This is a genomic window from Parendozoicomonas haliclonae (assembly GCF_900174585.1).
GTDB classification, from domain to species: Bacteria; Pseudomonadota; Gammaproteobacteria; order Pseudomonadales; family Endozoicomonadaceae; genus Sansalvadorimonas; species Sansalvadorimonas haliclonae.
The window spans coordinates 45,322-69,342 of record NZ_FWPT01000003.1; the positions used below are offsets into that span (position 1 = coordinate 45,322).

The 24,021-nt window shown below is 52.9% G+C and carries 22 protein-coding genes; 12 read left to right on the forward strand and 10 right to left on the reverse strand.

Annotated features, from left to right (window positions below; all coding sequences use genetic code 11):
- Positions 1-13 precede the first annotated feature (13 nt).
- The 8 genes from EHSB41UT_RS06605 to EHSB41UT_RS06640 all read left to right on the forward strand — a co-directional run bounded on the left by EHSB41UT_RS06605 (position 14) and on the right by EHSB41UT_RS06640 (position 10,351).
- Positions 14-1,366, forward strand: coding sequence for a TRZ/ATZ family hydrolase (locus EHSB41UT_RS06605; RefSeq protein WP_087108965.1), 1,353 nt, complete (start codon positions 14-16; stop codon positions 1,364-1,366).
- 42 nt (positions 1,367-1,408) lie between these two features.
- Complete coding sequence (gene ubiG, locus EHSB41UT_RS06610) at positions 1,409-2,140, forward strand: bifunctional 2-polyprenyl-6-hydroxyphenol methylase/3-demethylubiquinol 3-O-methyltransferase UbiG (protein ID WP_087108088.1); 732 nt, start codon at positions 1,409-1,411, stop codon at positions 2,138-2,140.
- Positions 2,141-2,216: 76 nt separating this feature from the next.
- Positions 2,217-2,930, forward strand: coding sequence for an HAD family hydrolase (locus EHSB41UT_RS06615; RefSeq protein ID WP_087108090.1), 714 nt, complete (start codon positions 2,217-2,219; stop codon positions 2,928-2,930).
- Between the two features lie 38 nt (positions 2,931-2,968).
- Positions 2,969-3,709, forward strand: coding sequence for a YciK family oxidoreductase (locus tag EHSB41UT_RS06620; protein ID WP_087108967.1), 741 nt, complete (start codon positions 2,969-2,971; stop codon positions 3,707-3,709).
- 154 nt (positions 3,710-3,863) lie between these two features.
- A complete protein-coding gene (speA, locus tag EHSB41UT_RS06625; RefSeq protein ID WP_242667256.1) occupies positions 3,864-5,786 on the forward strand; it encodes a biosynthetic arginine decarboxylase in 1,923 nt (640 codons plus the stop codon).
- A gap of 50 nt (positions 5,787-5,836) precedes the next feature.
- On the forward strand, positions 5,837-7,045 hold the full coding sequence (locus tag EHSB41UT_RS06630) for a saccharopine dehydrogenase family protein (RefSeq protein ID WP_087108094.1): 1,209 nt from the start codon (positions 5,837-5,839) through the stop codon (positions 7,043-7,045).
- A gap of 220 nt (positions 7,046-7,265) precedes the next feature.
- Positions 7,266-8,450, forward strand: a complete 1,185-nt coding sequence (nspC, locus tag EHSB41UT_RS06635) for a carboxynorspermidine decarboxylase (protein ID WP_087108095.1) — start codon at positions 7,266-7,268, stop codon at positions 8,448-8,450.
- Between the two features lie 179 nt (positions 8,451-8,629).
- Complete coding sequence (locus EHSB41UT_RS06640) at positions 8,630-10,351, forward strand: HAD family acid phosphatase (RefSeq protein ID WP_087108097.1); 1,722 nt, start codon at positions 8,630-8,632, stop codon at positions 10,349-10,351.
- Positions 10,352-10,419: 68 nt separating this feature from the next.
- On the opposite strand, the gene EHSB41UT_RS06645 is transcribed toward EHSB41UT_RS06640, so the two are convergent.
- Positions 10,420-11,310 (reverse strand): methyltransferase domain-containing protein, encoded by an 891-nt coding sequence (locus tag EHSB41UT_RS06645; protein ID WP_087108099.1) that lies wholly within the window; start codon positions 11,308-11,310, stop codon positions 10,420-10,422.
- Between the two features lie 205 nt (positions 11,311-11,515).
- On the opposite strand from EHSB41UT_RS06645, the gene EHSB41UT_RS06650 reads away from it, so the two are divergent.
- Positions 11,516-12,457, forward strand: a complete 942-nt coding sequence (locus EHSB41UT_RS06650; RefSeq protein ID WP_087108101.1) for an SdiA-regulated domain-containing protein — start codon at positions 11,516-11,518, stop codon at positions 12,455-12,457.
- A 102-nt stretch (positions 12,458-12,559) separates the two neighbouring features.
- Here the strand turns inward: EHSB41UT_RS06650 and EHSB41UT_RS06655 are convergent, their stop codons facing one another.
- Positions 12,560-13,117, reverse strand: coding sequence for a hypothetical protein (locus tag EHSB41UT_RS06655; protein WP_087108103.1), 558 nt, complete (start codon positions 13,115-13,117; stop codon positions 12,560-12,562).
- Positions 13,118-13,402: 285 nt separating this feature from the next.
- Between EHSB41UT_RS06655 and EHSB41UT_RS06660 the strand changes: the two genes are divergently transcribed.
- Positions 13,403-15,076, forward strand: coding sequence for a hypothetical protein (locus tag EHSB41UT_RS06660; protein ID WP_087108105.1), 1,674 nt, complete (start codon positions 13,403-13,405; stop codon positions 15,074-15,076).
- A gap of 55 nt (positions 15,077-15,131) precedes the next feature.
- On the opposite strand, the gene EHSB41UT_RS06665 is transcribed toward EHSB41UT_RS06660, so the two are convergent.
- The 8 genes from EHSB41UT_RS06665 to EHSB41UT_RS06700 form a co-directional block, all read right to left on the reverse strand.
- Positions 15,132-15,344 (reverse strand): HupE/UreJ family protein, encoded by a 213-nt coding sequence (locus EHSB41UT_RS06665; RefSeq protein WP_087108107.1) that lies wholly within the window; start codon positions 15,342-15,344, stop codon positions 15,132-15,134.
- Positions 15,341-15,988: an urease accessory protein UreG gene (gene ureG, locus EHSB41UT_RS06670; RefSeq protein WP_087108969.1), complete on the reverse strand. Its 648-nt coding sequence runs from the start codon at positions 15,986-15,988 to the stop codon at positions 15,341-15,343. Before ureG ends, EHSB41UT_RS06665 begins: the two co-directional genes overlap by 4 nt.
- 151 nt (positions 15,989-16,139) lie before the next feature.
- Positions 16,140-16,805, reverse strand: a complete 666-nt coding sequence (locus EHSB41UT_RS06675; RefSeq protein WP_087108109.1) for an urease accessory protein UreF — start codon at positions 16,803-16,805, stop codon at positions 16,140-16,142.
- A 3-nt stretch (positions 16,806-16,808) separates the two neighbouring features.
- A complete protein-coding gene (gene ureE, locus EHSB41UT_RS06680) occupies positions 16,809-17,306 on the reverse strand; it encodes an urease accessory protein UreE (RefSeq protein WP_087108111.1) in 498 nt (165 codons plus the stop codon).
- Positions 17,307-17,330: 24 nt separating this feature from the next.
- Entirely contained in the window at positions 17,331-19,040 is a 1,710-nt protein-coding gene (ureC, locus tag EHSB41UT_RS06685; RefSeq protein ID WP_087108113.1) for an urease subunit alpha, read from the reverse strand.
- Positions 19,037-19,375, reverse strand: a complete 339-nt coding sequence (locus tag EHSB41UT_RS06690; RefSeq protein WP_087108115.1) for an urease subunit beta — start codon at positions 19,373-19,375, stop codon at positions 19,037-19,039. Before EHSB41UT_RS06690 ends, ureC begins: the two co-directional genes overlap by 4 nt.
- 24 nt (positions 19,376-19,399) lie before the next feature.
- Positions 19,400-19,702, reverse strand: coding sequence for an urease subunit gamma (locus EHSB41UT_RS06695; protein ID WP_087108117.1), 303 nt, complete (start codon positions 19,700-19,702; stop codon positions 19,400-19,402).
- 199 nt (positions 19,703-19,901) lie between these two features.
- Entirely contained in the window at positions 19,902-20,750 is an 849-nt protein-coding gene (locus tag EHSB41UT_RS06700; RefSeq protein ID WP_087108119.1) for an urease accessory protein UreD, read from the reverse strand.
- A 291-nt stretch (positions 20,751-21,041) separates the two neighbouring features.
- Between EHSB41UT_RS06700 and urtA the strand changes: the two genes are divergently transcribed.
- Together urtA and urtB are read left to right on the forward strand one after the other, a co-directional pair.
- Positions 21,042-22,343: an urea ABC transporter substrate-binding protein gene (urtA, locus tag EHSB41UT_RS06705; protein ID WP_087108121.1), complete on the forward strand. Its 1,302-nt coding sequence runs from the start codon at positions 21,042-21,044 to the stop codon at positions 22,341-22,343.
- Between the two features lie 86 nt (positions 22,344-22,429).
- Complete coding sequence (gene urtB / locus EHSB41UT_RS06710) at positions 22,430-24,019, forward strand: urea ABC transporter permease subunit UrtB (RefSeq protein ID WP_207626583.1); 1,590 nt, start codon at positions 22,430-22,432, stop codon at positions 24,017-24,019.
- Positions 24,020-24,021: the final 2 nt, after the last annotated feature.

Below are 24,021 nucleotides of genomic sequence, written 5' to 3' on the forward strand. Positions count from 1 at the left end.
TATGGATATCACCATGACGGATTTCGCTCATTCCCAATCAGCCGCTGCGGCTATTGATACCCTGATTCATGCCCGCTGGATTATTCCGGTGGATGGCAGCCAGACCATTCTTGAACATCACACTCTGGCCATAGCGAATGGACGGATCACTGCAATCCTGCCAACGGATAAAGCTAATCACCTTAAGGCAGAGACGGTTTACAACCTGCCTGATCATGCCTTGATGCCCGGTTTTATTAACACCCACGGCCATGCCGCCATGAGTTTGCTGCGTGGTCTGGCAGACGATCTGCCCATCATGACCTGGCTGCAGGATCATATCTGGCCGACAGAAACTACGTTCGTTAACGAAGACTTTGTTTACGATGGTACCCGTCTCGCAATCGCCGAGATGATCCGCTGCGGCACCACCACCTTCAGTGATAACTACTTCTTCCCGAATGCCGCCGGTCAGGCTGCATTGGAAGCGGGCATGAGTGCCCAGCTGGTATTCCCGGTGATGGATCTGGCCACCGCCTGGGCCAAGGATGAAGCACACTACATCTATAAAGGCCTGGAAGTGGTTGACCTGTTCCGCAATCAGGACAGCATCATTGTAGGCTTTGGCCCTCACGCACCTTACTCGGTCAGCGATAAAACCCTGAAAGAGATCATCACGCTTTCGGAACAGCTGGATATCAATATCCAGATGCATATCCACGAAAGCGCCCATGAAGTTCACGACGCGGTCAAAGCCACAGGTGTGCGTCCTCTGCGCCGACTGGCCGATCTGGGCCTGCTGTCTCCGCGACTGCAGTGCACCCACATGACCCAGCTGAACGAAGGCGAGATTCAACTGATCGCCCAGAATGGCTGTAGCGTATTGCACTGTCCGGAGTCCAACCTCAAGCTGGCCAGCGGCTTTGCACCGATTGCCCGTCTGCAGCAGGCTGGAATTAACGTAGCCATTGGTACCGATGGCTGTGCCAGCAACAATGATCTGGATATGCTCGGCGAAATGCGTACCGCATCGCTGATTGCCAAGGCCGTTGGCCAGGATGCCACCGCACTGGGTGCCTGGGGTGCATTGGAAGCCTCGACCATCAACGGTGCCCGCGCCATGGGTATTGAAGCCGAGACCGGCAGTCTGGAGCTTGGCAAGAAAGCGGATATCGCCGCCATTAACCTGAGCGAGCTGGAAAACCAGCCGATGTACAACCCGGTTTCCCAGGTCGTCTATACCGCAACCCGCAACCAGTTTACCCATGTCTGGAACCAGGGCCGCATTCTGATGGCTGATCGTCAACTGACCACACTGGATGAAACCTTCCTGAAGCAGAAGGCCAGACAGTGGCAGGACCGTATCGTGGCCAACCTGACCAATTAAGCGTCAGGGTGTAATGAAAAGCACAGTATTTAGAAAACGACAATGACAGAACAAAGCAAGCCACAGAACAATAATGTCGACCGGGAAGAGGTCGCCAAATTTGAAGCTCTCGCCAGCCGCTGGTGGGACCAGAACAGTGAGTTCAAGCCGCTGCACCAGATCAATCCGCTGCGGCTGGATTATATCGACCAGCGCGCCAGCCTTGCCGGCAAGACGGTACTGGACGTCGGCTGCGGCGGCGGCATTCTCAGCGAGTCCATGGCTCGCCGGGGTGCGAAGGTAACCGGCATTGATATGGGGGAAGCACCTTTGTCAGTGGCGCGTCTGCACGGCCTGGAAAGTGGCGTCGAGGTCACTTACCGACAAGTGACTGCGGAGCAGCTGGCTGACGAGCAGCCTCACAGCTTTGATGTGGTCACCTGCCTGGAGATGCTCGAGCACGTACCGGATCCATCCAAGGTGATTGCGGCCTGCGCCAGGCTGGTTAAACCCGGTGGTGATGTATTCTTCTCCACCCTTAACCGTAATCCCAAGGCCTGGCTGTTCGCCATTGCCGGCGCCGAGTACGTTCTGAATCTGCTGCCCAAGGGCACCCATGATTTCAAGAAGTTTATTCGTCCCCATGAGCTGACCAGCTATTGCCGGGCCGCCAAACTGAACGTGCATCACTCAACCGGTTTGCTCTACAACCCGATCACCAAACACTACAGCCTGAAGGACGGTGATCTGGATGTGAATTATATGATTCATACCACCTCCGCCCCGCTGGACTAACAGCGTCGCTCAGGCGAAGATACAAGGCTCCAAACGGCGGGACTGTCTCCCGCCTTTATCACTGCGGAAAACATCAATGGAAGATTCGCGAAGGCGGCCGGTACAGGCCATTCTTTTTGACCTTGACGGCACACTTCTGGATACTTCGGACGACTTTGTCCACACCCTTAACCGCCTGTTGGCAGACGACGATCGTCCACCACTGCCGGCGCAACTGATCCGCTCGCAGGTATCCAATGGCTCCGCAGCCATGGTGACTCTGGGTTACGGACTTCAGCCAAGCGATGACGACTTCGAGCCACAGCGCCAACGCTTTCTCAAGGCTTATCAGCAGCACACCAGCCAGGCAGACCGGGATACCTCCGCCCACCTGTTTGATGGTATGGACGAACTGCTGGCCGCCATTGAAACCAGTGATATTCCCTGGGGCATTGTCACCAACAAACCCCGTCATCTGACTGTTCCCATTCTGGAACAACTGAAACTCTCTCAGCGTTGCGCCGTACTGGTTTGCCCGGAAGATGTCGCCAATCGCAAGCCTGATCCGGAATCCCTGTGGCTGGCCACCGAAACCCTGGACTGCTCTCCCGAGGCATGCCTCTACGTTGGCGACCACGAACGGGATATCCAGGCGGGTCAGGCGGCAGGCATGTTCACCTTTGCCGCCCTGTACGGTTTTATTCCTGCCGGTGAAGACCCGGACGACTGGCGTGCTGACTATAATGTCGATTCGCCGCAACACCTGTTGGAATGGCTGGATGACTGGGACTGGCAGCTGCCAGACAACTGACCTTGAAGCCCTAAATTCACCCGATAAGGATAATGGCCATGTTTGAATACCAGGCTCCCGCAAATCTGCTGGAAAACCGCGTTATTCTGGTAACCGGTGCCGGTGATGGTATTGGTCGTGCCGCTGCACTCACCTATGCCCGCCACGGTGCCACCGTGATTCTCCTGGGACGCACGACCGAGAAGCTGGAAAAGGTTTACGACGAAATCGAATCGGCCGGTTATCCGCAACCGGCCATTATCCCTTTCAATCTGGAAGGGGCGGCTCCCCACGATTACGATGCCATCGCCGACACCATTGCTCAGGAGTTCGGGCGACTGGACGGCCTGCTGCACAATGCCGGCCTGCTGGGCCGCCTGGGTCCGCTGTTTCAATACGATCCGGATACCTGGCAGCAGGTCATGCAGGTGAATGTGAATGCCGAGTTCATGCTCACCAAGGTGCTGCTGCCGCTGCTGCGGGAAGCACCGGAAGCGTCCGTAGTCTTTACCAGCTCCAGCGTTGGCAGCAAGGGCCGTGCTCACTGGGGCGCCTACAGCGTCTCCAAGTTTGCCACCGAAGGGTTGATGCAGGTGTTGGCTGATGAGGAAGACGGCTTGAGTCAAGTGCGCTCCAATGCCATCAACCCAGGCGCGACCCGTACCGCCATGCGTGCCAAAGCCTATCCGGGTGAAGACCCGAACACCCTGCCAGCCGCTGAAGATATTATGCCGGTCTATCTCTACCTGATGGGCAGTGACAGCCGTGAGGTGAATGGCCAGGTGCTCAAGGCCCAATAATCTCCTTTCTCCCTTTCTTTCCCTGCCACAGTGAAAAGTGCATTTTCGCTGTGGCATTTTGCTCACTTTTCACTCAAAATCTCGCCCCGTCGGGCAATCTCGACTACAAACAACAAAGACACTGACAATAAAATAATGAGCGAGGATTCCTCTATTGGAGCAAAGAACCTCCCGTTCAATGGCCTCCGGACATCCCCCCTGGACCATTGAGCAGGCTGCTGATCTGTATGGCATTCACCGTTGGGCCAACGATTACTTCGGACTGAACAGCGACGGTAATGTCACCGCCAAAACCCTGAACACTCAGGTACCCCTTCTCGATATTATCCATGGCATGGCTGAACGCGATCTGCAGATGCCGGTGCTGCTGCGTATTGAAAATATTCTTGATGCCCAGCTGTGCCGGTTGAATGAAGCGTTTCGCAATGCCATTGACGAGTGCGGGTATCAGAACCGTTACCGGGGCGTTTATCCCATCAAGGTCAATCAGCAGGCCCAGGTGGTGGAAGAGATCGCTGACTTTGGTGCCCGTTATCAGCACGGCTTTGAAGTCGGCAGTAAACCGGAAATGATCGCCGCCCTCTCCACCCTGAAAGAACCCGGCAGCCTGATTATCTGTAATGGCTATAAAGATGCCGAGTTTATCGAGCTGGGGCTGAACGCTGTTCAGCTGGGCTTCGAGTGTTATTTTGTGGTGGAAACCCCCACCGAGCTGCCCATCATTCTTGAGCGCAGCCGGGCACTGGGCATTGAGCCACTCATCGGTATTCGCGCCAAAATGACCAGCGCCGTCAGTGGTCACTGGAATTCCACCAGCGGTGACCGCAGTGTGTTTGGTCTGACCAGCACCCAGATGATTCACGCTGTAGACCGGCTGCGGGATGAAGGCATGCTGCACTGCCTGAAGCTGCTGCACTGCCACCTCGGCTCTCAAATTCCCAATATTCGTGATATCCGCAGCGGCATTGTCGAGGCCTGCCGTTACTACGCTGATCTGGTCAGCGAAGGTGCGGCCATGACGCATCTGGATCTTGGTGGTGGTCTGGCGATTGATTACACCGGCGCCCAGACCAATGATGGCCAGAGCCGGAACTACAGCCTTGAAGAGTATTGCGAAGGCATTGTCGACACGCTGAAAACCAGCTTCGACAATTGCGGCATTGCCCACCCGGTAATTATTACAGAGTCTGGCCGTGCGACCGTTGCCTACTCTTCTGTACTGCTGTTCAACGTGCTGGATGTCACCACCTTTGAGCCCGTCGCTCTTCCGGCTGCCGATATTGAACGGCCAGAGCTAAAACATCTGCGGGACGTGTTCAGCTACCTGACCCCGGAACGGGTTCAGGAGTGTTATAACGACGCCCATTACTACCGCGATGAAATCCGCGAACAGTTCAAGTTTGGTCAGATTGATCTCCGTACCCGTTCCATTGCCGAGAATCTGTTTCTCGATATTCTTCAACGTATTGCCAACCTGATGGATTCCATGGATCGCGTTCCGCCTGACCTTGAAGGTCTGCGCACCTCGCTGGCGGATATCTATTACGGCAACTTCAGTCTGTTCCAGTCTCTTCCCGATATCTGGGCGATCGAGCAGCTGTTCCCGATTATGCCGGTGCATCGCCTGCAGGAAGCCCCAACCCGTCAGGCTGTTCTTGCCGACATCACCTGTGACTGTGATGGCAAGATTGATCGCTTTATTGATCCCTGGGAAGGCACGGCCGCGACTCTTCCATTGCATCCCTTAAAGGAAGGCGAGGAGTATTACCTCGGCGTATTTCTGGTTGGGGCCTATCAGGAAATCCTCGGTGATCTGCACAATCTCTTTGGTGATACCAATGTGGTCAGCGTACGCCTGAACCGCGATGGCAGCTTTGACTTTGTCAAAGAGATTTACGGCGATTCGATTGCCGATGTGCTGAGCTATGTCGAGTATCAGCCTAAAGAGCTCTACAAAAAATTCCGCGACACCGCCGAGCAGGCGGTCAAGGATAAACGCATCAGTGCCTCCGACCGGCAGCGGATGATGAATACCTTCAACGCTAGCCTCCAAGGCTATACCTATTACGAGCGTTGAAACCCGGTTACCGGTTTATAACTAATAATATTTTTGAGGGGGAAATTCCCATGGCAAAAGTTCTGATTATCGGCGCCGGCGGCGTAGGTCAGGTGGTGACTCATAAGTGTGCGCAACTGCCTGAAGTATTTAGCGAGATTGTGTTGGCCAGCCGCACCGAGTCCAAGTGCAAGGCAATTGCTGAGCAAATCCAGAAAACTCAGCAGCGTACTATTGAAACCGCGCAGGTGGATGCGGATAACGTTCCGGAACTGGTGGAGCTGATTAACCAGGTTAAGCCGTTTATGGTGATTAACGTGGCGCTTCCTTACCAGGATCTCACGATTATGGATGCCTGTCTGGAAACCGGTGTTCACTACCTTGATACCGCCAACTATGAGCCACTGGATACCGCTAAATTCGAGTATAAGTGGCAGTGGGCCTATCAGGAGAAGTTTGAGAAAGCCGGCCTGATGGCTTTGCTGGGTTCCGGCTTTGATCCCGGCGCTACCAATATGTTCACTGCTTATGCAGCCAAGCATTACTTTGATGAGATCCACACGCTGGATATCATCGATGTAAATGGTGGTGACCATGGCTACCCGTTTGCTACTAACTTCAACCCGGAAATCAATATCCGGGAGGTGACTGCTGAGTGCCGTCATTGGGAAGATGGTGGTTTTGTCACCACACCGGCCATGTCACTCAATCAAAGCTTTACCTGCCCGGATGGTGTCGGTGAATACAATATTTACCGTATGTACCACGAGGAGCTGGAATCTCTGACCAAGCACTACCCGACGCTGCAGAAGGCGCAGTTCTGGATGAGCTTTGGTGACAGCTACCTGAAGCATCTGGAAGTGCTGGGCAATGTTGGTATGACCGGTATTGAGCCAATCAACTTTAACGGTACCGAGATTGTTCCTATTCAGTTCTTGAAGGAGCTGCTGCCTGATCCTTCTACTCTGGGCCCGCGCACCAAGGGCAAAACCTGTATCGGTTGTGTGGTGCAGGGTATCAAGGATGGCAAAGAGAAGTCTGTGTACGTCTACCAGATTAAGGATCATCAGGACTGCTACGGTGAGGTTCAGTCCCAGGCCATCTCTTACACCACCGGGGTGCCGGCCATGATTGGCGCCAAGATGATGGTGGAAGGCACTTGGCTGAAGCCGGGCGTGTGGAATATGGAGCAGCTGGATCCGGATCCGTTTATGGACGATATGAACCGCTATGGCTTGCCATGGAAGGTGATGGAAGATCCGGCTTTCAAGCTGATTTAATAGTTTGATTGAAAGCTGAACTCTGGCTCCCACGCTCTGCGTGGGAACCAGAATTGTGCGACCAACTAAAGTACCAGAGCTCAGGAGATTCTCTCCGCTCATGCAATACGTCCCTGTATTGGTTCGCTCCCACGCCAGTCCCTGGCGTTTGAGAGAAACACCTGAGTTCTGGTACGTCACGTGTTGAGCAAACGGCTCTTTCAGAGACAACACTTTTAAAATGATAAAAAGCCGCTCTTTTTTAAAATTTGATGCAACCCGGGTTCCCTCCCCCTGCTTTGTGGTCGATGAGGTTGCCGTTGAGAACAACCTGAAAATTCTGAACCGGGTTCAGGAAGAATCTGGTGCCAAAGTTCTGCTGGCGCTCAAAGCCTTTTCCATGTTCAGCCTGGCTCCGCTGATCACCCGCTACCTGTCCGGCACCTGTGCCAGTGGTCTGCATGAAGCGCAGTTGGGTTATGAAGAGTTTGGTGGTAATAGTCAACAAGGCGAGGTGCATACCTTTTCTGCCGCCTATTCCGAGCAGGATTTACAGGAGATTCTGAAGATCTCCAACCATGTGGTCTTTAATTCCCACAGCCAGTGGCAGCGTTTCCAGCCACAGGTTCAAGCCGCGAAAGCTTTGCGGCCGGAGTTACGGTTTGGCCTGCGGGTAAACCCGGAACATTCCGAAGGTGCCACCCCGATCTATGATCCCTGTGCTCCCTGCTCCCGTTTGGGTATTCCTCTCAGTCAGCTGGATACATCTCAGCTCGACGGGATTTCCGGCCTGCACTTCCATACTTTGTGCGAACAGGGGTTCGATGCGCTGGATCGTACGCTGACTGCTGTTGAACAGAAGCTGGGTGACCTACTGCCTACCCTTGAGTGGGTTAACTTTGGCGGCGGTCATCTGATCACCGACCCGAGCTATGATGTTGATGCGCTGATTCAACGTATCAAAGCCTTTCAAAAACAATACAGTGTGCAGGTTTATCTGGAGCCGGGGGAAGCCATTGCTATTCGTACCGGCGTGCTGGTCAGCGAAGTTCTGGATATTACCCATAACACCATGAGCCTCGCTATCCTCGATACTTCGGCCACCTGCCATATGCCTGATACTTTAGAGATGCCTTACCGTGCGGATATCTTCGAGGCCGGGGAAGCGGATGAGAGAGCGCATACCTATCGTCTGGGCGGCATGACCTGTCTGGCCGGTGATGTGATGGGGGATTACAGCTTTGATCAACCTCTGGCTATTGGGCAGAGACTGATCTGGGATGATATGAGCCATTACACCATGGTCAAAACCACCACCTTTAACGGCATTAATCTGCCGGCACTGGCCATCTGGAATTCAGAAACCGATCAACTGAAGATCGTTAAAGCGTTTGGTTATCAGGATTTCCGTAACCGCCTGTCTTGAGACTCAGCACTTCACTGCGAATGGCAAAACAATAGAATAACGGTTTGCCATTCGTAGCTGCCTACATATCTTTCCACCAACTAATCAATTGACCCAAGAAGCGCAACCAGTTGTGAGCCAACGTGCGTTCCAGCCTCTTTGCATTACACTTTTGCCGCCCCGAAACAAAGGTCAAAACAATGATGAGGCTAATCAACAAAAGTTGGCGTGACTTTTCCCTTAACCAGACGATGCTATTCCAGAGGCTGTTCCAGGAGATATGGCAGCAAAGCCGCAATACTTTGCTTCTGCTTTGGCTCTTTGCATCGTTAGGCCATGCAGCTATACAAACAGAGTCTGCCGAATGGCAGGACCTCTACCGACAGATGCATCTCGCTCTGCTCTGGCAACAGCACTCGGATGAAAGTACGGCGTTGTCATTGCAAACCTTTAACATGGCGACGGACATTCTTGCCCGTGAATCCCGTCTGGCCAAAGCCGAGCAGAAGAAGCCTGTGCTGGTTGTCGATATTGATGACACCCTAATCAACAGCACCGCTTACTTTGCCGGTTTTCTGGGGACTAATGATCTTCTCACCCATGAGCGGGATCTTTTGTGGTGGAGCGCCCAGCCTCCCATTCCTAAACCAGGAGCCCTTGATTTTCTGAAGCAGGCTGATGCCATGGGCGTCGATATTCACTATCTCACCGCACGCAGTCTGGATCCTTCTGTCCACCCCGCCACGCTCTCAATGTTGAAGCAGGCGCAGTTTCCACAAACATCCGTGGATCATCTGCATATCAGCCTGTCTATGCAGAAGTTTGATTATATTCAGCAATGGCGTGATCAACCGCCCTACAAACTGGTACTAACGCTGGGTGACAAAGTGTCCGATCTGGGCTTGGTTCACGGTATACAGGCCGATCAGCAGAAACAGTTTCTTGAGCAATATCCCAATCTTCCCGGACAAAATGCACTGCTGCATACCAATGTTGTTTATGGCCGCTGGGAATGCATTACCCATGGCAACTGCACCGGTGATGCCACGGACGAAATGCAGAAGCGTCACGATCGCTTTCACAAGCTGGCCGATCCTTTTCTCACCCGCCCGGATCATTTCCAACCGTCCATTAACGGTATTGCCGGTGAGGAACTGGGCCAGTTACTACTCTGGAATGCCCACGCCGCCGAATACCCATTTATTACCCGACAGGTCTATAACCGGGCCAGCCAGTACTGGCTGAACAAGCCTGAGCCGAACACTGCCGTTATTATTGATATTGATGGCACAGTGCTGGTTGATCTCGAATATTACGCCCATGTCTTCCTGAATGATCACAGCCATCAACCCCTTGAGCTGTTTCATTATCTGGCGACCCTGCAGCTGCCGCCAAGACAGGTACCCGGAGCAAAAGCCTATCTGGATACAGTGCAATTTGCGGGGGGCGAGATTTTTTATGTCACCAACCGCCGGGCGGTGGCTGCCGATGGCAGAAATATGCGCATCTATTTACTGCAGGCTTTGGCCCGAGCCGGTTACCCCATGCCAGCGGAAAATCATCTGCTGATGCTGGAGGATCATAATCCTGAGCTGAACCTCGAAAAGGCACGTCGCTTTCAGGCCATCGAGCAAGGTACCGTGACCGGAACACCGGTAAAAGTTGTGCAATGGATTGGCGACTCTCTGGAAGATCTGGGTCTCACACCCGAAGACCTTGCCCACAATAATGATGCACCAGCCACTGGCAAGCAGGCAGAACTGGGACGTAGCCGTTTCCTTCTGCCTTATGGGCTTTATATGGCTCGCTGGTATCCGCGCCTGATGAAAAGATGGTATGGAGAGAACTGGAAGGATGTTCCTGTAGAACAGCGTACCAAAGACAGAGTGGAACGGATTGAAAAGTGGCGCCCTGCGGCTTGAGTCAATAACGTCCTGAAATAGTGCAGAATATGAGTCGCTGACCGCGACTCATATTCTTTCCTGATCAATCAGGGCTTGATGGCATGGAATACACCCCAATGCTGTAAGCCATTACGATTGCGTTCCAGCTTAATCTGCCAGCCCTGAGTCAAATCCTCGTAGTCTTTAGAGGTGAACAGGCTCAGGAATTCGCCTTTATTATCCTGAATACGGGCAAGCTCCTTGGTCAGCGACTGCTCAAATATATCGGTACGGTTCTCCGCCCGCACCTGAGTAAAGCCAACGTTCTGCAGCATCGTTTCATAATCTTCAACGGTCAGCAGGTGATAGTGACGGGCCGCAACATAATCACGAAACTCGTCCGTCCAGGAACCATCACCGGTGCAGTAATCTGAAACCAGAAGCTGGCCGCCCGGCTTGAGCCATTTAAACAGCTTCTTATACAAAGCAGCTTTATCTTCGATATGCATGATCACATCCCGGCTGTAGATCACATCAAAGCTATTGGCCGGGAAGTCAGCATCCGTCACATCAAGAATATTAAAGCTGACTGACAGATTACGCTGCTCAGCCTTATTCCGGGCTGACGTCACCATATTCCGGGACAGATCAACGCCCTCGACAATCGCCCCATACTCGCGGGCCATATAAAAAGCACTGCCGCCCATACCGGAGCCAACATCCAGCACACGATCACCAGGTTCAAGATTCAGCTGGGCGGTGAGGTCACGGGTGGTATCCAGCCCCCCGATGCTGCAGAAATCCTCGCCAAAGATATATTCGTACCGCTGTATACCATTCAGGGTGTACTGGTTCTCATCGAGAAAAGCCTGGCTATCAGCAACAGACGCATCAACAGCACCGCCATCTGCGAAAGCCCCTCCGGAAGCCGCTCCCCATAGCAGTACCCCGGCAGCCAACATAGCTTTTCCAAACCGCACGCCAGTTCCTGAATGCATATCCTACTCTCGTTTGTTGTGTTGAAAGAGCAAGAACTATGGATCATAGTTGCGAATTATCCAGATATACGTCATTTGACGTTTTGATTCATATTTTGCAGTAGACCGGCAGGGAGCAGGGTCATAAAAACTACGGAAAACTGAAATAGGAATTTCACAGGCCCCGGCACATACTGCAGCTGATTAGTATTAAGAGTTGCGAAGCATGTCTTCTCTGACCCTACACCCCGACAAACTGCGCCATCCCTTCAAGCGTGCCTACAAGCGCTTCCGCAAGCCGTTGCGTTGCGCATTAATTGCCTGCGCGGCCCTTCTGGTTGCTCATCAGACCAATATTGATGACATAGCCTACCGGCAACTGGCGGAATACATTACCCCGGCCGAACTGAAAGACCGTTCCATCTGGCTTAACCAGTATCATATTGATGGCCAGCCAATTCTGCTGGACAACATTACCGAAATTTCCGGGCTGACCTGGAGCAGCGATACCCAGACGCTGTTCGCCGTTGCCAATGATCCTCCCCGGGTTGTCGAATTCAAACCGGATGGCCAGATTCTGCGCATCATCCCCCTGAAGGGATTCCATGATGTCGAGGCGATCACCTGGATTGGCAATGATACCTTTCTGGTGGCCGATGAACGCCGGCAGGATGTTGGTCAGGTGGTGATCAAAGCGGATACCCAGACTCTGGATCGGGCTGACAGCCCTATTGTGACGATTGGTATTGGCGCCGGCCGTAATAAAGGTTTTGAAGGTCTGGCCTGGCACCCTGAGAGCCAGAGTATATTTGTGGCCAAGGAGCGGGATCCTTTAACCATCTACCGGATCAAAGGCTTTATCTCCGAGAGCCGCAATAATCTGGAAGTCAGTCAGGACGAAGGTTTGAACAAAGCTGTCGCCCGGGATAATCAGGACCTCTCCGGCCTGCACCTGGATAGCCGTAGTGGCAACCTGCTGGTGTTGAGTGACCAGTCATCTCTGCTGTCAGAAATTACCATGGATGGGGATATTATCAGCTCCATAGATCTGGGCTGGCTGCCAGGTACTGGTATTACCCAAGCAGAAGGTGTGGCGATGGATGATAAAGGTGACATCTATATCGTCGAAGAGCCAAACCGCCTCTACCGACTCACGAAAAAGAAGTAAAAAATCCGCAGGCCATCGGTGTCATAGAGGCGTGTTTCCCCGAGCCTCTATCATGGTGGGCAACACCATGGCCTGCTTTCCGGAATGGTCCCCGGTAGCGAATCAGGCTACCTGTTTAAACTCCTTCAGGTGGAGATGCCAGCCACCTTTCAGAGGAGAGTCAACCGAAGAGGACTCACCGGTATGAACAGCCTCCCGGTGTTGGGAAGCCATCAGACGTTGCACTTGTTCTTCCTGCCCTGATTCCATATCCACAATCAGCAGGCTTTTGCCATCAGCCAGAAGGTCGTGGTAAGGCGACAATCGCCAGTTATCATGGTTGGCGCCAATCAACCCACCCAGCCAGGTACTGAAGCCAAGGGCAATCAGCGACACAAAGGCTGTAATCACTCCACCCAATTCATGATGACCAAAGTACATCCAGGTCAGAGTTCCGCAAACAGCAGACGCCACGACACCAATAATTAAGCCGCGTAAACCGCTGTGAATTAAATCGGTATCACCAAAGGTCCCGACATCATTTAAATGTTTCTTCTCAAGGGACAGGTGATTGTTGTTAGCAACGTGGAGATGATTATGGGCGACGCCCAAATCTTCCAGATCGTAACAGGCTCTTTCGAGATCGTTTAGAGAATCGAACAGATAGTGATACTGCTTCATTATTCACTCCCTGAATATCAAAGTGTTTTTTGTCTTAGAGGTAGAACTCCAGAATCAGATATTTGATCAATACTTATACAATAGATGAATTTTGTACAACCACACTCCCCACTCAAATGCGATTTTGAAACTGAGCCAGATATTCTTATAACCAATCAAAGTAAGTGCTCCAGACGCCGGATTTAGGGCTAAGCCCAGAATAAACAGCAACCTCGTCATTACCTTCTAAACTGCTCTGCCCAACTGCCTCAGAGAAGGGTTACGACTGTGCTCAGCCTACCGTTGGTGACTATAAAATCCTTACTACGCAGTGCCGCCGTTCTCTTATTCTTTACCTTCTCCTGCTTATGTTTTGCGACGGGATCGCCGAAGCCTGATGCCGAAGAGGAAATCACCTGGGAGTCCTATCATGAATGGCTGACAACAGATGCCCAAAGTCGTGCATTTACCAAGGCATTCACTACTCATCATTTCAATCTTGAAGATGTTGTTATGGCCTGGAAAAACCCTCCTGATTTTCTCGAAGCGTACTCTCTGGATGGCCTGCTAAACGATCTGTTGTTTTATATTGATGAATGGCTGCAAAGTCATGATATAGCGCCACCACCTGCAATCGTGACAATCACTCCCGAACTTCTTCCCGAAAAGCCGTTAGAAGACTTTCTCCAATATGTGACCGATAGAGATGCCATCCTGTTACCGGCCATTGCCCACCTTCACCATCTTGCCTTTGCCGAAGACAGTCCGCTCAGTGAAGAAGAGCTGGAATACTTCCGCTACCGGCTGCGCTGGATTAATGATGTCCGGCTACCCGAAGGCGTGACCATAGATTGGGAGCAAGAGTTCCAGGAACTGGTTGGTGACTTCAGTAACCCAGAGCTTTGGCAAAACCGCCTACAGATCCCCACCAGCAGAACCACCATAGCCCTGAAAAAACAGGCGGCTGCCGACCCTTATAAAGACCGGGTTGAGCCCAACCTCGGGCTTGAGGGCTATAACCTGTCACTGAATATGAAAACAACATGGAATGCCTACATGGCTTTGCATGACAATAAAATGAAGTTTTCGGAAATGACTGACCCGCTCCTGAATGCTCACAACCGCTTCTCGCTGGCCGCTTCAGTGTTTGGGCCGTACTACAGCCGGGAAGAAGATTATCGGCTCATCGCCTACTGGCTCAGACACAGTGAACTGGAGCACAAACTCACACCAACAGGCCGAAAGCTCTGGCGGGAACAGGTCGCTTACTTCACCGTTCCAACCGCAAACAAGCGTGAAGACCTTGCCTTAAAAGACGAATCCTCAGCTCCCCAAACACATAAAAAAAGCAAGGGGCGTAAAAGAACAGTGATAACTAAAAAAGCCGAGAGCAAAACACCGGACAGCAAGCCGAAGGCCTCACCGAAACAGAGAACGCAAAACCAATCAGAGCCGGTTAGCTCCAACAGCCCCAAAGAAGCTCGCTCCCCGATAAAGGTCCCAAACTCTGCCAGTGCATCGACCTTCGATGTCGGCAATGTTATGCAGGCTATGACCACTAACTATGAAGCACTTAAAGAAGCCAACAAACCTCTGCCACGGCTTATTACCAGTATCTCCAGCACAAACGGCAACCGGATGAACGTTCCGCCAAGCCCAATGCTCACGCCTTCAACACCAATGACACCCTCTATCCCCGGGCCACCAACCAACACACCGACGACACCACATATTCCCTATCATGGGAATGGGACAGGATTTCATCCTTTGGATATGATGCCGCAGCCAGTTTCACAGTCTTCGCCGCTGGCGCGGGCAGTCCCCAGCCAACTCGACTTTGGTGGTGGGCATCACCATCCCCCCAATCAACGGGGATTCGGCTTCTTTGGTCCGGTGAACAGTACACAATCCTACTCACCTCCTCCGGCCACACCAACAGTGACCTCCGGGTGGAACTTTGATAGCAGCTTTAAATTTTAAGACCATTGCGCTGCTGGTCTGATTCTGTCGATCGGCAGCGCAACTCACTTCAGCCTTAGTCCTTATCACTAACCCGGTTTTCAGCCCGCTTAGATCTACGGCTTAATCCCCAAACCAGCGCACCGGCAACCGCCAGAGACATCAGCAGATGATCAGGCTCGGTAAAAAAGTGCAGGACTCCAGCAAAGCCATGATCCCCAGGATGGGCATACACAGAAGAAGATATAAGCATCAGAGCCAGTGCTTTCATTATTGTTTTGATGGTCATACCGCCACTCCCAGTTTTTGATCGTCAGTCAGGCGAGCGGGCAACATGCCCTGCTCAATAATAAAGTCGAGAATCTCCCGCAGGCCCTGCCCGGTTTTCATATTGGCAAACACAAACGGACGATCACCACGCATCTTGCGGGTATCCCGATCCATTACCTCAAGCGAAGCACCGACCAACGGTGCAACATCCACCTTATTGATAATCAACAGATCGGAACGGGTGATACCGGGGCCGCCTTTACGGGGAATCTTGTCACCGGCGGAAACATCAATCACATAGATGGTCAGATCAGACAGCTCGGGGCTAAACGTCGCACTCAGGTTATCGCCACCGGATTCCACCAGCACCATCTCCAGACCCGGATGACGGTTGCACAGCTCATCCACCGCAGCCAGATTCATGGAAGCATCTTCACGAATGGCAGTATGCGGACAACCACCAGTCTCAACGCCCATAATCCGATCCTGCTCCAAAGCCTCATGGCGCATCAGGAACTGGGCATCTTCCTTGGTGTAAATATCGTTGGTCACCACTGCGATGTTGTAATGCTCGCGCAGTGAACGACACACCGCCGTCAGCAGTGCGGTTTTACCGGAACCTACCGGACCGCCGACGCCTACTCTTAATGTTTGTGGTTTCATAACACCCTCCCCTAAATTTTTATTTGCGGCTGACAATACTGACCAAGGCTTGCAGAGAGTTTGTTTTTCAAAGGCCATGGATGGCCTGAGAGGGCTTCAGGGCAGGACAGCCCTGCAGCCCGGAAAAACAAACACTCTGCAGCCGCCAAACTCAGGACCGAAACAGCCGCGAATACTGTTGTTCATGCCATGAACTGGCCATGGCGTAATGGTGCAAACTGTTGCCAATCTCTTCATCAGCCAAAGCAAAGCCTGCTGTAATCACTGGCTCAATCTCGGTAATCAGGTTCTGCAAAACCCGCTGGGCAGCGGTTTGCCCCAGCGGTACCGCCTTGGAAGCCGAAGCCACCTGATTTTCACACCAGCTCCATAAAAAACCGGTAGCTGCCATGGTTTGCGGAATCTCCTGCCGTACACATGCCAATGTATACATCGCAATCACTGTTGGCTGCTCCAGCCACTCAACACGATTATCGTCGTGCAATGTGCGATGCCAGGTCTGAAAAGTGCGACCAACCTGACAATCCTCGGTAAACAGCTCTTTGGTCTCCCGAAAAGCCAGCAACCGGTCATTCCAATAATTTATTGCCTCGCGATCCTGCTGCTCCCAGCCCTGATACAAACGACGGAACATAGGAATATCCAGCGTGCCTAACCCCTGCACCATCAAATCCCGTATCCAGCGCCCGGTGCTCTGCTCATCATGGCACCAGCCTTTATCAATCGCGGTTTCCAACCCCTGGGAATAAGCAAAAGCGCCAATCGGCAATGAAGGGCTGGAGATATGCAACAACGAAAGAACATTGGCCAGATTCATGACTTAATGCTCATGATGATCGTGGTGGTGATGGCCATGTGAATGACTATGTGAGTGACCACTCCGAGCATAAGCACCATTTTCAGGCTCAAACGGTGCCGAGCCTTGCACCACTTCAAGGCCAAGCAGCTCCAGCATCTCATCCAGTACATGGTCACACTGATAACGCAGCCACTGGGATGCACCATTATCGGTCGCACCAATCTGCAGTGGGACGTGGCGATTTCCCAGGTGATAACAGGCACGGGCAAACAAGTGTGGATTCTGACAAACCACCGTGCTCACCTGTTCATCCGCCGCGAGCACCTCAACCACTTCACCGGTTTCCGCCTTGAGCAGCGTGCCATGACGCATCACCTCACCGCGTTCCAGAAAAATGCCGGCAGTCTTGCCACTAAGCGTTATGGCTTTTAGACGACCACGTTTACGATCATCAAAAGGCAGGCAAATACTGTCGTCAGCGGCCCGGTGTTCCTCTAATCGTTCAGTCAGTTGCAACATAGTTATTCTCTTTAAAGCCGCTGATTAAAATAAGAAGTAACGCTGTGCCAGTGGCACCACGGTCGCTGGTTCACAGGTCAGCAACTGACCATCGGCTCGCACCTCATAGGTTTCCGGATGCACTTCCATATGGGGCTGCCAACTGTTGAGCACCATATCTTTCTTCTGAACGGTGCGGCAGCCGCGCACGGCGGACAGCGTTTTGCCGAGGCCTAACGCCCTGCGAATGTCGTTATCAAGCGCAGCCTGAGAAACAAAGGTCAAAGCGGTTTTCTCGACCGCCTTACCCATGGCTCCAAACATTGGGCGGTAGTGCACGGGTTGAGGTGTTGGGATAGAAGCATTCGGATCACCCATTGGCGCAGCGGCAATCGCGCCACCCTTGATAATCAGCGAAGGTTTCACACCAAAGAACGCAGGCTTCCAAAGCACCAGATCCGCCAGCTTTCCTTCCTCTACGGAACCCACTTCATGGGCAATACCATGGGTGAGCGCTGGATTAATGGTGTACTTGGCGATATAACGGCGGGCACGGAAATTGTCGTTATCTCCGGTTTCTTCCGGCAAAACGCCACGCTGCTCTTTCATCTTATGAGCGGTCTGCCAGGTACGGGAGACAACCTCACCCACCCGCCCCATCGCCTGGGAATCCGATGCGATCATACTGAACGCCCCCAGATCATGGAGAATATCCTCGGCGGCAATGGTTTCCCTGCGGATACGGGAATCGGCAAAGGCCACATCCTCAGGAATATTCGGGTCGAGGTGATGGCAGACCATCAACATATCGAGATGTTCATCCACAGTATTGATGGTGTACGGTCGGGTCGGATTAGTAGACGATGGCAGTACATTGCTCAGCCCACAGGCCTTGATAATATCCGGCGCATGTCCACCACCGGCCCCTTCGGTATGGTAGGTGTGGATAACCCGCTCTTTGAATGCGGCAATCGTATCTTCAACAAAACCTGACTCATTCAGGGTATCGGTGTGAATGGCAACCTGAATATCGTAATCCTCAGCCACCGATAGACAACAGTCGATCGATGCCGGTGTGGTGCCCCAGTCCTCATGGAGTTTCAGGCCCATCGCACCGGCTCGTACCTGCTCTTCCAGCGCACCCGGCAGGCTCGCATTACCTTTGCCCAGAAAACCAATATTCATAGGAAGGCTATCAACAGCCTGCAGCATGGTGCTCATATGCCAGATACCCGGTGTGCAGGTTGTGGCATTTGTGCCTGTGGCTGGGCCGGTACCGCCACCCAGCATGGTGGTGACGCCAGACATGAGTGCCTCTTCCACCTGCTGCGGGCAGATAAAGTGGATATGAGCATCCACTCCACCGGCGGTTACGATTTGTCCTTCACCGGCAATCACTTCGGTACCGGGACCAACAACGATAGTGACGCCAGCTTGCATATCCGGGTTACCGGCCTTGCCAATGGTTTGAATCCTGCCGTGCTTAATGGCGATATCCGCTTTCACCACACCCCAGTGATCAAGAATCAGCGCATTGGTAATCACCGTATCCGGCACCTCGGCATCAAGAGACTGGCTTTGCCCCATGCCATCACGGATAACCTTGCCGCCACCGAACTTCACCTCATCGCCGTAAACGGTGTAATCCTGTTCCGGGCTGATAAACAGACTGGTGTCACCCAAACGAACCTTGTCGCCAACAGTAGGGCCAAACATCTCCCCATAGGTTCTTCTATCCATCGTCGTATGGTTCATAAGACCACCTCTCCCGAATCAGATACCTCTTCGAGTGGTCCCATCACCTCACCACGAAATCCATAAATAGTGCGGGTACCGGCAAAAGCCACCAGCTCGACTTCCCTATCCTGCCCCGGCTCAAAACGAACGGCTGTGCCGGCAGGAATATTCAGCCGAAAGCCACGGGTCGATGCCCGATCAAAAGACAAGGCCGGATTGGTTTCCATAAAGTGATAGTGAGAGCCCACCTGCACCGGTCGATCACCGGTATTGGCAACAACCACGGTACGTGTCTCACGCCCTGTATTGATGGCCAGCTCTCCGGGAGCTGTAATTAATTCACCGGGAATCATGCTTGCCCCTTGTTGTTATTGATATCAGGGAATCGGGTTGTGAACGGTCACCAACTTGGTGCCATCAGGAAAAGTGGCTTCCACCTGCACTTCGTGGATAATCTCGGCAATACCTTCCATGACCTGCCCGCGACCGATCACCTCGCGCCCTTCATTCATTAACTGGGCAACGGTTTTGCCATCACGGGCACCTTCCATAATATGCATGGAGATCAGAGCAATAGACTCCGGGTAATTCAGCTTAACGCCTCGAGCCAGACGACGCTCGGCAACCAATGCGGCGGTATAGAGTAGAAGCTTGTCTTTCTCCCGGGGTGTCAGTTCCATAATGTTCCCTGCGCTTTGTCGATGACTTTTTCATCACTCAATGCAAACAGTGCGCCAAACTGGAACTTCCCCGCACAGCGCCACAGATGAAAAGCTCGGGGCACTTGGCAACCAACAAGACGCACCATGAGCGAACACAACACCAACCCACAAACAGCCTGGCGCACCATAGGGCAGCACAAGACTATTTATTAAGCATTCAGGTATTCCAGATCCGCGGCCGGCAGGCATCACGACCGTTCACCAACGGACGACACCAACCCCACACACGCTCAAAAACAGTGCGCGCCCGACTGGAGGACTGACCGAGGTAACGCACTAAAAGGAGGCCATTGCGATACGTCATGGCAACCTCCGCAGCAAAGCCGGCCTCATAGAGCTGCTCATGCCATTCCGAGAGTTCAACCTCTTCAGCAAGGGTGACGATCATCGAGCCAAACACCCGACCGCCGTTCAATCCCAATAGATTGCCGAGCCTGTCATCACCAGGCTCCAGATGCAGACGTTCGATAAACAGAGGCTTGCCAGAGCGGCTCACCTCAACCGTCTGCAACATCTGCCCATGATCGAAACCTTCACCAGATGCCTGCCGTCCCAGGCAGAAAATATCCCAACCAATAAACGCTGCATCGGCCTCCAACTTTATACGGGTATGCAATTCCGCCCGGCAACCTTCAAAGAGAATGGTCTCCTGAGGCAACCACTCCAACGAGCCACCCCGGGCAACGGTAATATCCACCCTCTGTATCTGGCTATCCGAAGCCTTGTTGTAATAGACCTTGCCGGCAGCAGGCGTGGTCACCAGACCGGCAGCGTTCGGTTGCACTTTAATCTGCTGCACCAATTCATCTCCCGCCACCAGCCCGCCCGGGGGATGCAATATATAAAGGTGCGCCAGATCCTGCCCTTCGGGATAAAACGGTCGCTGCAGCCGCAAAGGGCCATAATGACGGGTCTTACCAAGAATGCTTTGCTGCTTATAGCGCTCTACCGATACTTCCAGATAGGCCCGCCAATTTTGATAAGCCTGTTTGAGTGCCTCTGTCACGACATCCTGCCTCTGTTCTTATTCTTCCCTTCACAAAGCAAATATCACACCACGCCCCAATATGAAGCTCATTGCTCTGCACAATTTGTGCGCAATACACATCTCTCTCGGGGAAATAACGATTCGCAACAGTGCAGTGCATCATCCAGAAACCACCGAACAAAACCTCTGCAGACACTACTCCAGAGCCATCCAGAACCAGCTGGCACTCACCTTGCTATGACTGCATAGCGTCGAAGGACAATGCACTAACAACAAACAAAACCATTACAAATCGCGCAAGGACTGACCATGAAAACAATAAAAGCGACACTGACAGGACTCTCACTGGCTGTTTCACTGGCAGCCACCGCCAATATTGCTCAGGCTGCCGAAGACACAATCAAGGTAGGCGTGCTGCACTCCCTGTCCGGCACCATGGCCATCAGTGAAACCACATTAAAAGACACTGTTCTGATGATGATCGAGAAGCAGAACAAGGAAGGCGGTCTGCTTGGCAAAAAACTGGAGCCGGTTGTCGTTGATCCCGCTTCCAACTGGCCGCTGTTTGCCGAAAAAGCCCGAGAGCTGCTGGTGAAGGAAGAAGTCGATGTCATCTTCGGCTCCTGGACTTCCGTATCACGCAAATCGGTACTGCCGGTACTGGAAGAGCTGAATGGCCTGATGTTCTATCCGGTGCAGTATGAAGGGGAAGAGTCCTCGAAGAACGTCTTCTACACCGGCGCCGCGCCTAACCAGCAGGCGATTCCGGCAGTGGACTACCTGATGAGCGAAGCCGGTGGCAGCGTTGAGCGTTTTGTTCTGGCTGGCACGGACTATGTCTATCCGCGTACCACCAACAAGATTCTGGAGTCTTACCTGCAGAGCAAAGGCGTGGCGGAGAAGGACATCATGATTAACTACACCCCGTTCGGTCACTCGGACTGGCAGACCATCGTCGCCGATATCAAGAAGTTCGGTAACGCTGGCAAAAAGACTGCCGTGATCTCCACCGTCAATGGCGATGCCAATGTTCCGTTCTACAAAGAACTGGGTAACCAGGGTATCTCGGCGGAAGATATTCCCGTTATCGCCTTCTCTGTGGGTGAAGAGGAACTGTCTGGTATCGATACCGCACCGCTGGTCGGTCATCTAGCAGCCTGGAACTATTTCATGAGTGCTGAAAGTGAGGTCAACGACGAGTTTATCGATACCTGGCAGACCTTTATCAAGGATGAAGAGCGCGTCACCAACGATCCAATGGAAGCCACTTATATCGGCTTTAACATGTGGGCTAAAGCGGTTGAAAAGGCCGGTTCTACAGAAGTTGATGCGGTGCGTGATGCGATCTACGGCGTGACCGTACCTAACCTGACCGGTGGCACCGCTGTGATGAACACCAACCATCACCTGACCAAACCGGTGCTGATTGGCGAGATTCAGGATGATGGCCAGTTTGAGATTGTCTGGGAAACCAGCGGCGGCGTGATCGGTGATGCCTGGACCGACTTCCTGCCGGAAAGCGCCAAGATCATTGCCGACTGGACCTCCCCGGTGAAGTGCGGCAACTACAGCCTGGAAACCGGTGTCTGCTCTGGTCAGAAGTATGAGTAAGCACTGACCCAACTCTGTACGCCGGAACCCGACAACCCACGTTCCGGCGTGCACCTTTCCCACCGCATAACATAACAAGGCTTTTTATGAAGGTATTACAGCGCCTGGCCGTTTTGGTGATGCTGTGCCTGCCGTCATTGGCACAGGCCCTGCCAGACGACCTTGGCCAACAATTATTAAAAGGGTCCTGGACCGAACGGGAACAGTTAGCCTCGACTCTGGCATCCAGCCCTGATGCTCTCTCTCTCAAAGCCGCACAGTTATGGCTGGATGGCGAACTGTTTGTTCTGAAATCCTCAAAGCAGCTGGTGCTGTCAGTTAAAGAAGACAAACGCTACCGAGTGACTGATCTCGTCTCCGGAGCTGACCTGGGTCTGCACAAAAAGCGGGCTATCAAAAAGGTTCCTTTGAATAACAAGCTTCGCGGCCTGCTGCGCACAACACTCTCTCTGCAAAATCTGCAATCTCCCAATAAAGACCTGCGCCGGGAAGCGATTGAAAACCTTCTGGGCGATACCAGCGCAGAAAGTCTGGCGCTGCTGAATCAGGTACAGCAACAAGAACAAAACACTGATCTGCAAGCCTTGATCGCCACCGGGCTGGCTGTTGATGCACTGGAATCCGGTACACCACAGGAACAGATCAAAGCAGCCCAACAGCTGGGAGACTCCAACCACCCTGTTGCGGCACAAGCCTTGCTCGCCCAACAGGCCAATACCGATGATCAAGCCCTGCTGGCAGCCATCAATAAATCCCTGGCCGATATCGAACAACGCCGTCGTTTTTATGGAGCGATTGAAAACACCTTCTTTGGCCTGAGCCTCGGCTCGGTGTTGCTGCTTTCTGCAATCGGCCTCGCGATTACCTTTGGGGTGATGGGCGTGATCAATATGGCCCACGGCGAGATGATTATGCTCGGGGCCTACACAACATTCGTTGTACAAAGTCTGCTGCCTGATCATATTGGCGCTTCACTGTTTATCTCTTTGCCGCTGGCCTTTCTGGTAGCCGGAGCCACTGGTGTTCTGATCGAGCGCACAGTGATACGTCATCTCTACGGCCGCCCCTTGGAAACCCTGCTGGCGACATTTGGTGTCAGCCTGATTCTGCAACAGGCGGTACGCTCTATCTTCTCGCCACTGAACCAGAGCGTTATCACACCGGAATGGATGAGTGGCTCGATTGTTATCAATGAGATGCTGTCGCTGACGGTAAACCGTGTGGTGGTGATTGGGTTTAGTCTGGCGGTGTTCCTCGGCCTGCTGTTTGTTTTGAAATACACCCGCGCCGGATTGTCTATGCGTGCCGTGACCCAGAACCGGGCTATGGCCAGCTCCATGGGTATTCGCACTGGTCAGGTTGATGCTCTCACCTTTGGTCTGGGTTCTGGTATTGCCGGGATTGCCGGTGTCGCACTCTCCCAGCTAACTAACGTCGGCCCTAACCTCGGTCAGAACTACATAATCGACTCGTTTATGGTGGTGGTGTTCGGTGGTGTCGGCAATCTGTGGGGAACCTTCGTCGCCGCTATGGGGCTGGGCATCGTTAACAAATTTATCGAGCCATGGGCCGGGGCAGTGATCGCCAAGATTCTGGTACTGGTCTTTATCATCCTGTTTATCCAGAAGCGACCACGCGGACTGTTTGCCCTCAAGGGCCGTGCCATCGAGTCATAAGG

Excerpts from the sequence above, each read along its gene's own strand:
- EHSB41UT_RS06605 (WP_087108965.1), top strand. The coding sequence starts at position 14 with ATGACGGATTTCGCTCATTCCCAATCAGCCGCTGCGGCTATTGATACC.
- ubiG (WP_087108088.1), top strand. The coding sequence starts at position 1,409 with ATGACAGAACAAAGCAAGCCACAGAACAATAATGTCGACCGGGAAGAG.
- EHSB41UT_RS06615 (WP_087108090.1), top strand. The coding sequence starts at position 2,217 with ATGGAAGATTCGCGAAGGCGGCCGGTACAGGCCATTCTTTTTGACCTT.
- EHSB41UT_RS06620 (WP_087108967.1), top strand. The coding sequence starts at position 2,969 with ATGTTTGAATACCAGGCTCCCGCAAATCTGCTGGAAAACCGCGTTATT.
- EHSB41UT_RS06630 (WP_087108094.1), top strand. The coding sequence starts at position 5,837 with ATGGCAAAAGTTCTGATTATCGGCGCCGGCGGCGTAGGTCAGGTGGTG.
- nspC (WP_087108095.1), top strand. The coding sequence starts at position 7,266 with ATGATAAAAAGCCGCTCTTTTTTAAAATTTGATGCAACCCGGGTTCCC.
- EHSB41UT_RS06640 (WP_087108097.1), top strand. The coding sequence starts at position 8,630 with ATGATGAGGCTAATCAACAAAAGTTGGCGTGACTTTTCCCTTAACCAG.
- EHSB41UT_RS06645 (WP_087108099.1), bottom strand. The coding sequence starts at position 11,310 with ATGCATTCAGGAACTGGCGTGCGGTTTGGAAAAGCTATGTTGGCTGCC.
- EHSB41UT_RS06650 (WP_087108101.1), top strand. The coding sequence starts at position 11,516 with ATGTCTTCTCTGACCCTACACCCCGACAAACTGCGCCATCCCTTCAAG.
- EHSB41UT_RS06655 (WP_087108103.1), bottom strand. The coding sequence starts at position 13,117 with ATGAAGCAGTATCACTATCTGTTCGATTCTCTAAACGATCTCGAAAGA.
- EHSB41UT_RS06665 (WP_087108107.1), bottom strand. The coding sequence starts at position 15,344 with ATGACCATCAAAACAATAATGAAAGCACTGGCTCTGATGCTTATATCT.
- ureG (WP_087108969.1), bottom strand. The coding sequence starts at position 15,988 with ATGAAACCACAAACATTAAGAGTAGGCGTCGGCGGTCCGGTAGGTTCC.
- EHSB41UT_RS06675 (WP_087108109.1), bottom strand. The coding sequence starts at position 16,805 with ATGAATCTGGCCAATGTTCTTTCGTTGTTGCATATCTCCAGCCCTTCA.
- ureE (WP_087108111.1), bottom strand. The coding sequence starts at position 17,306 with ATGTTGCAACTGACTGAACGATTAGAGGAACACCGGGCCGCTGACGAC.
- ureC (WP_087108113.1), bottom strand. The coding sequence starts at position 19,040 with ATGAACCATACGACGATGGATAGAAGAACCTATGGGGAGATGTTTGGC.
- EHSB41UT_RS06690 (WP_087108115.1), bottom strand. The coding sequence starts at position 19,375 with ATGATTCCCGGTGAATTAATTACAGCTCCCGGAGAGCTGGCCATCAAT.
- EHSB41UT_RS06695 (WP_087108117.1), bottom strand. The coding sequence starts at position 19,702 with ATGGAACTGACACCCCGGGAGAAAGACAAGCTTCTACTCTATACCGCC.
- urtA (WP_087108121.1), top strand. The coding sequence starts at position 21,042 with ATGAAAACAATAAAAGCGACACTGACAGGACTCTCACTGGCTGTTTCA.
- urtB (WP_207626583.1), top strand. The coding sequence starts at position 22,430 with ATGAAGGTATTACAGCGCCTGGCCGTTTTGGTGATGCTGTGCCTGCCG.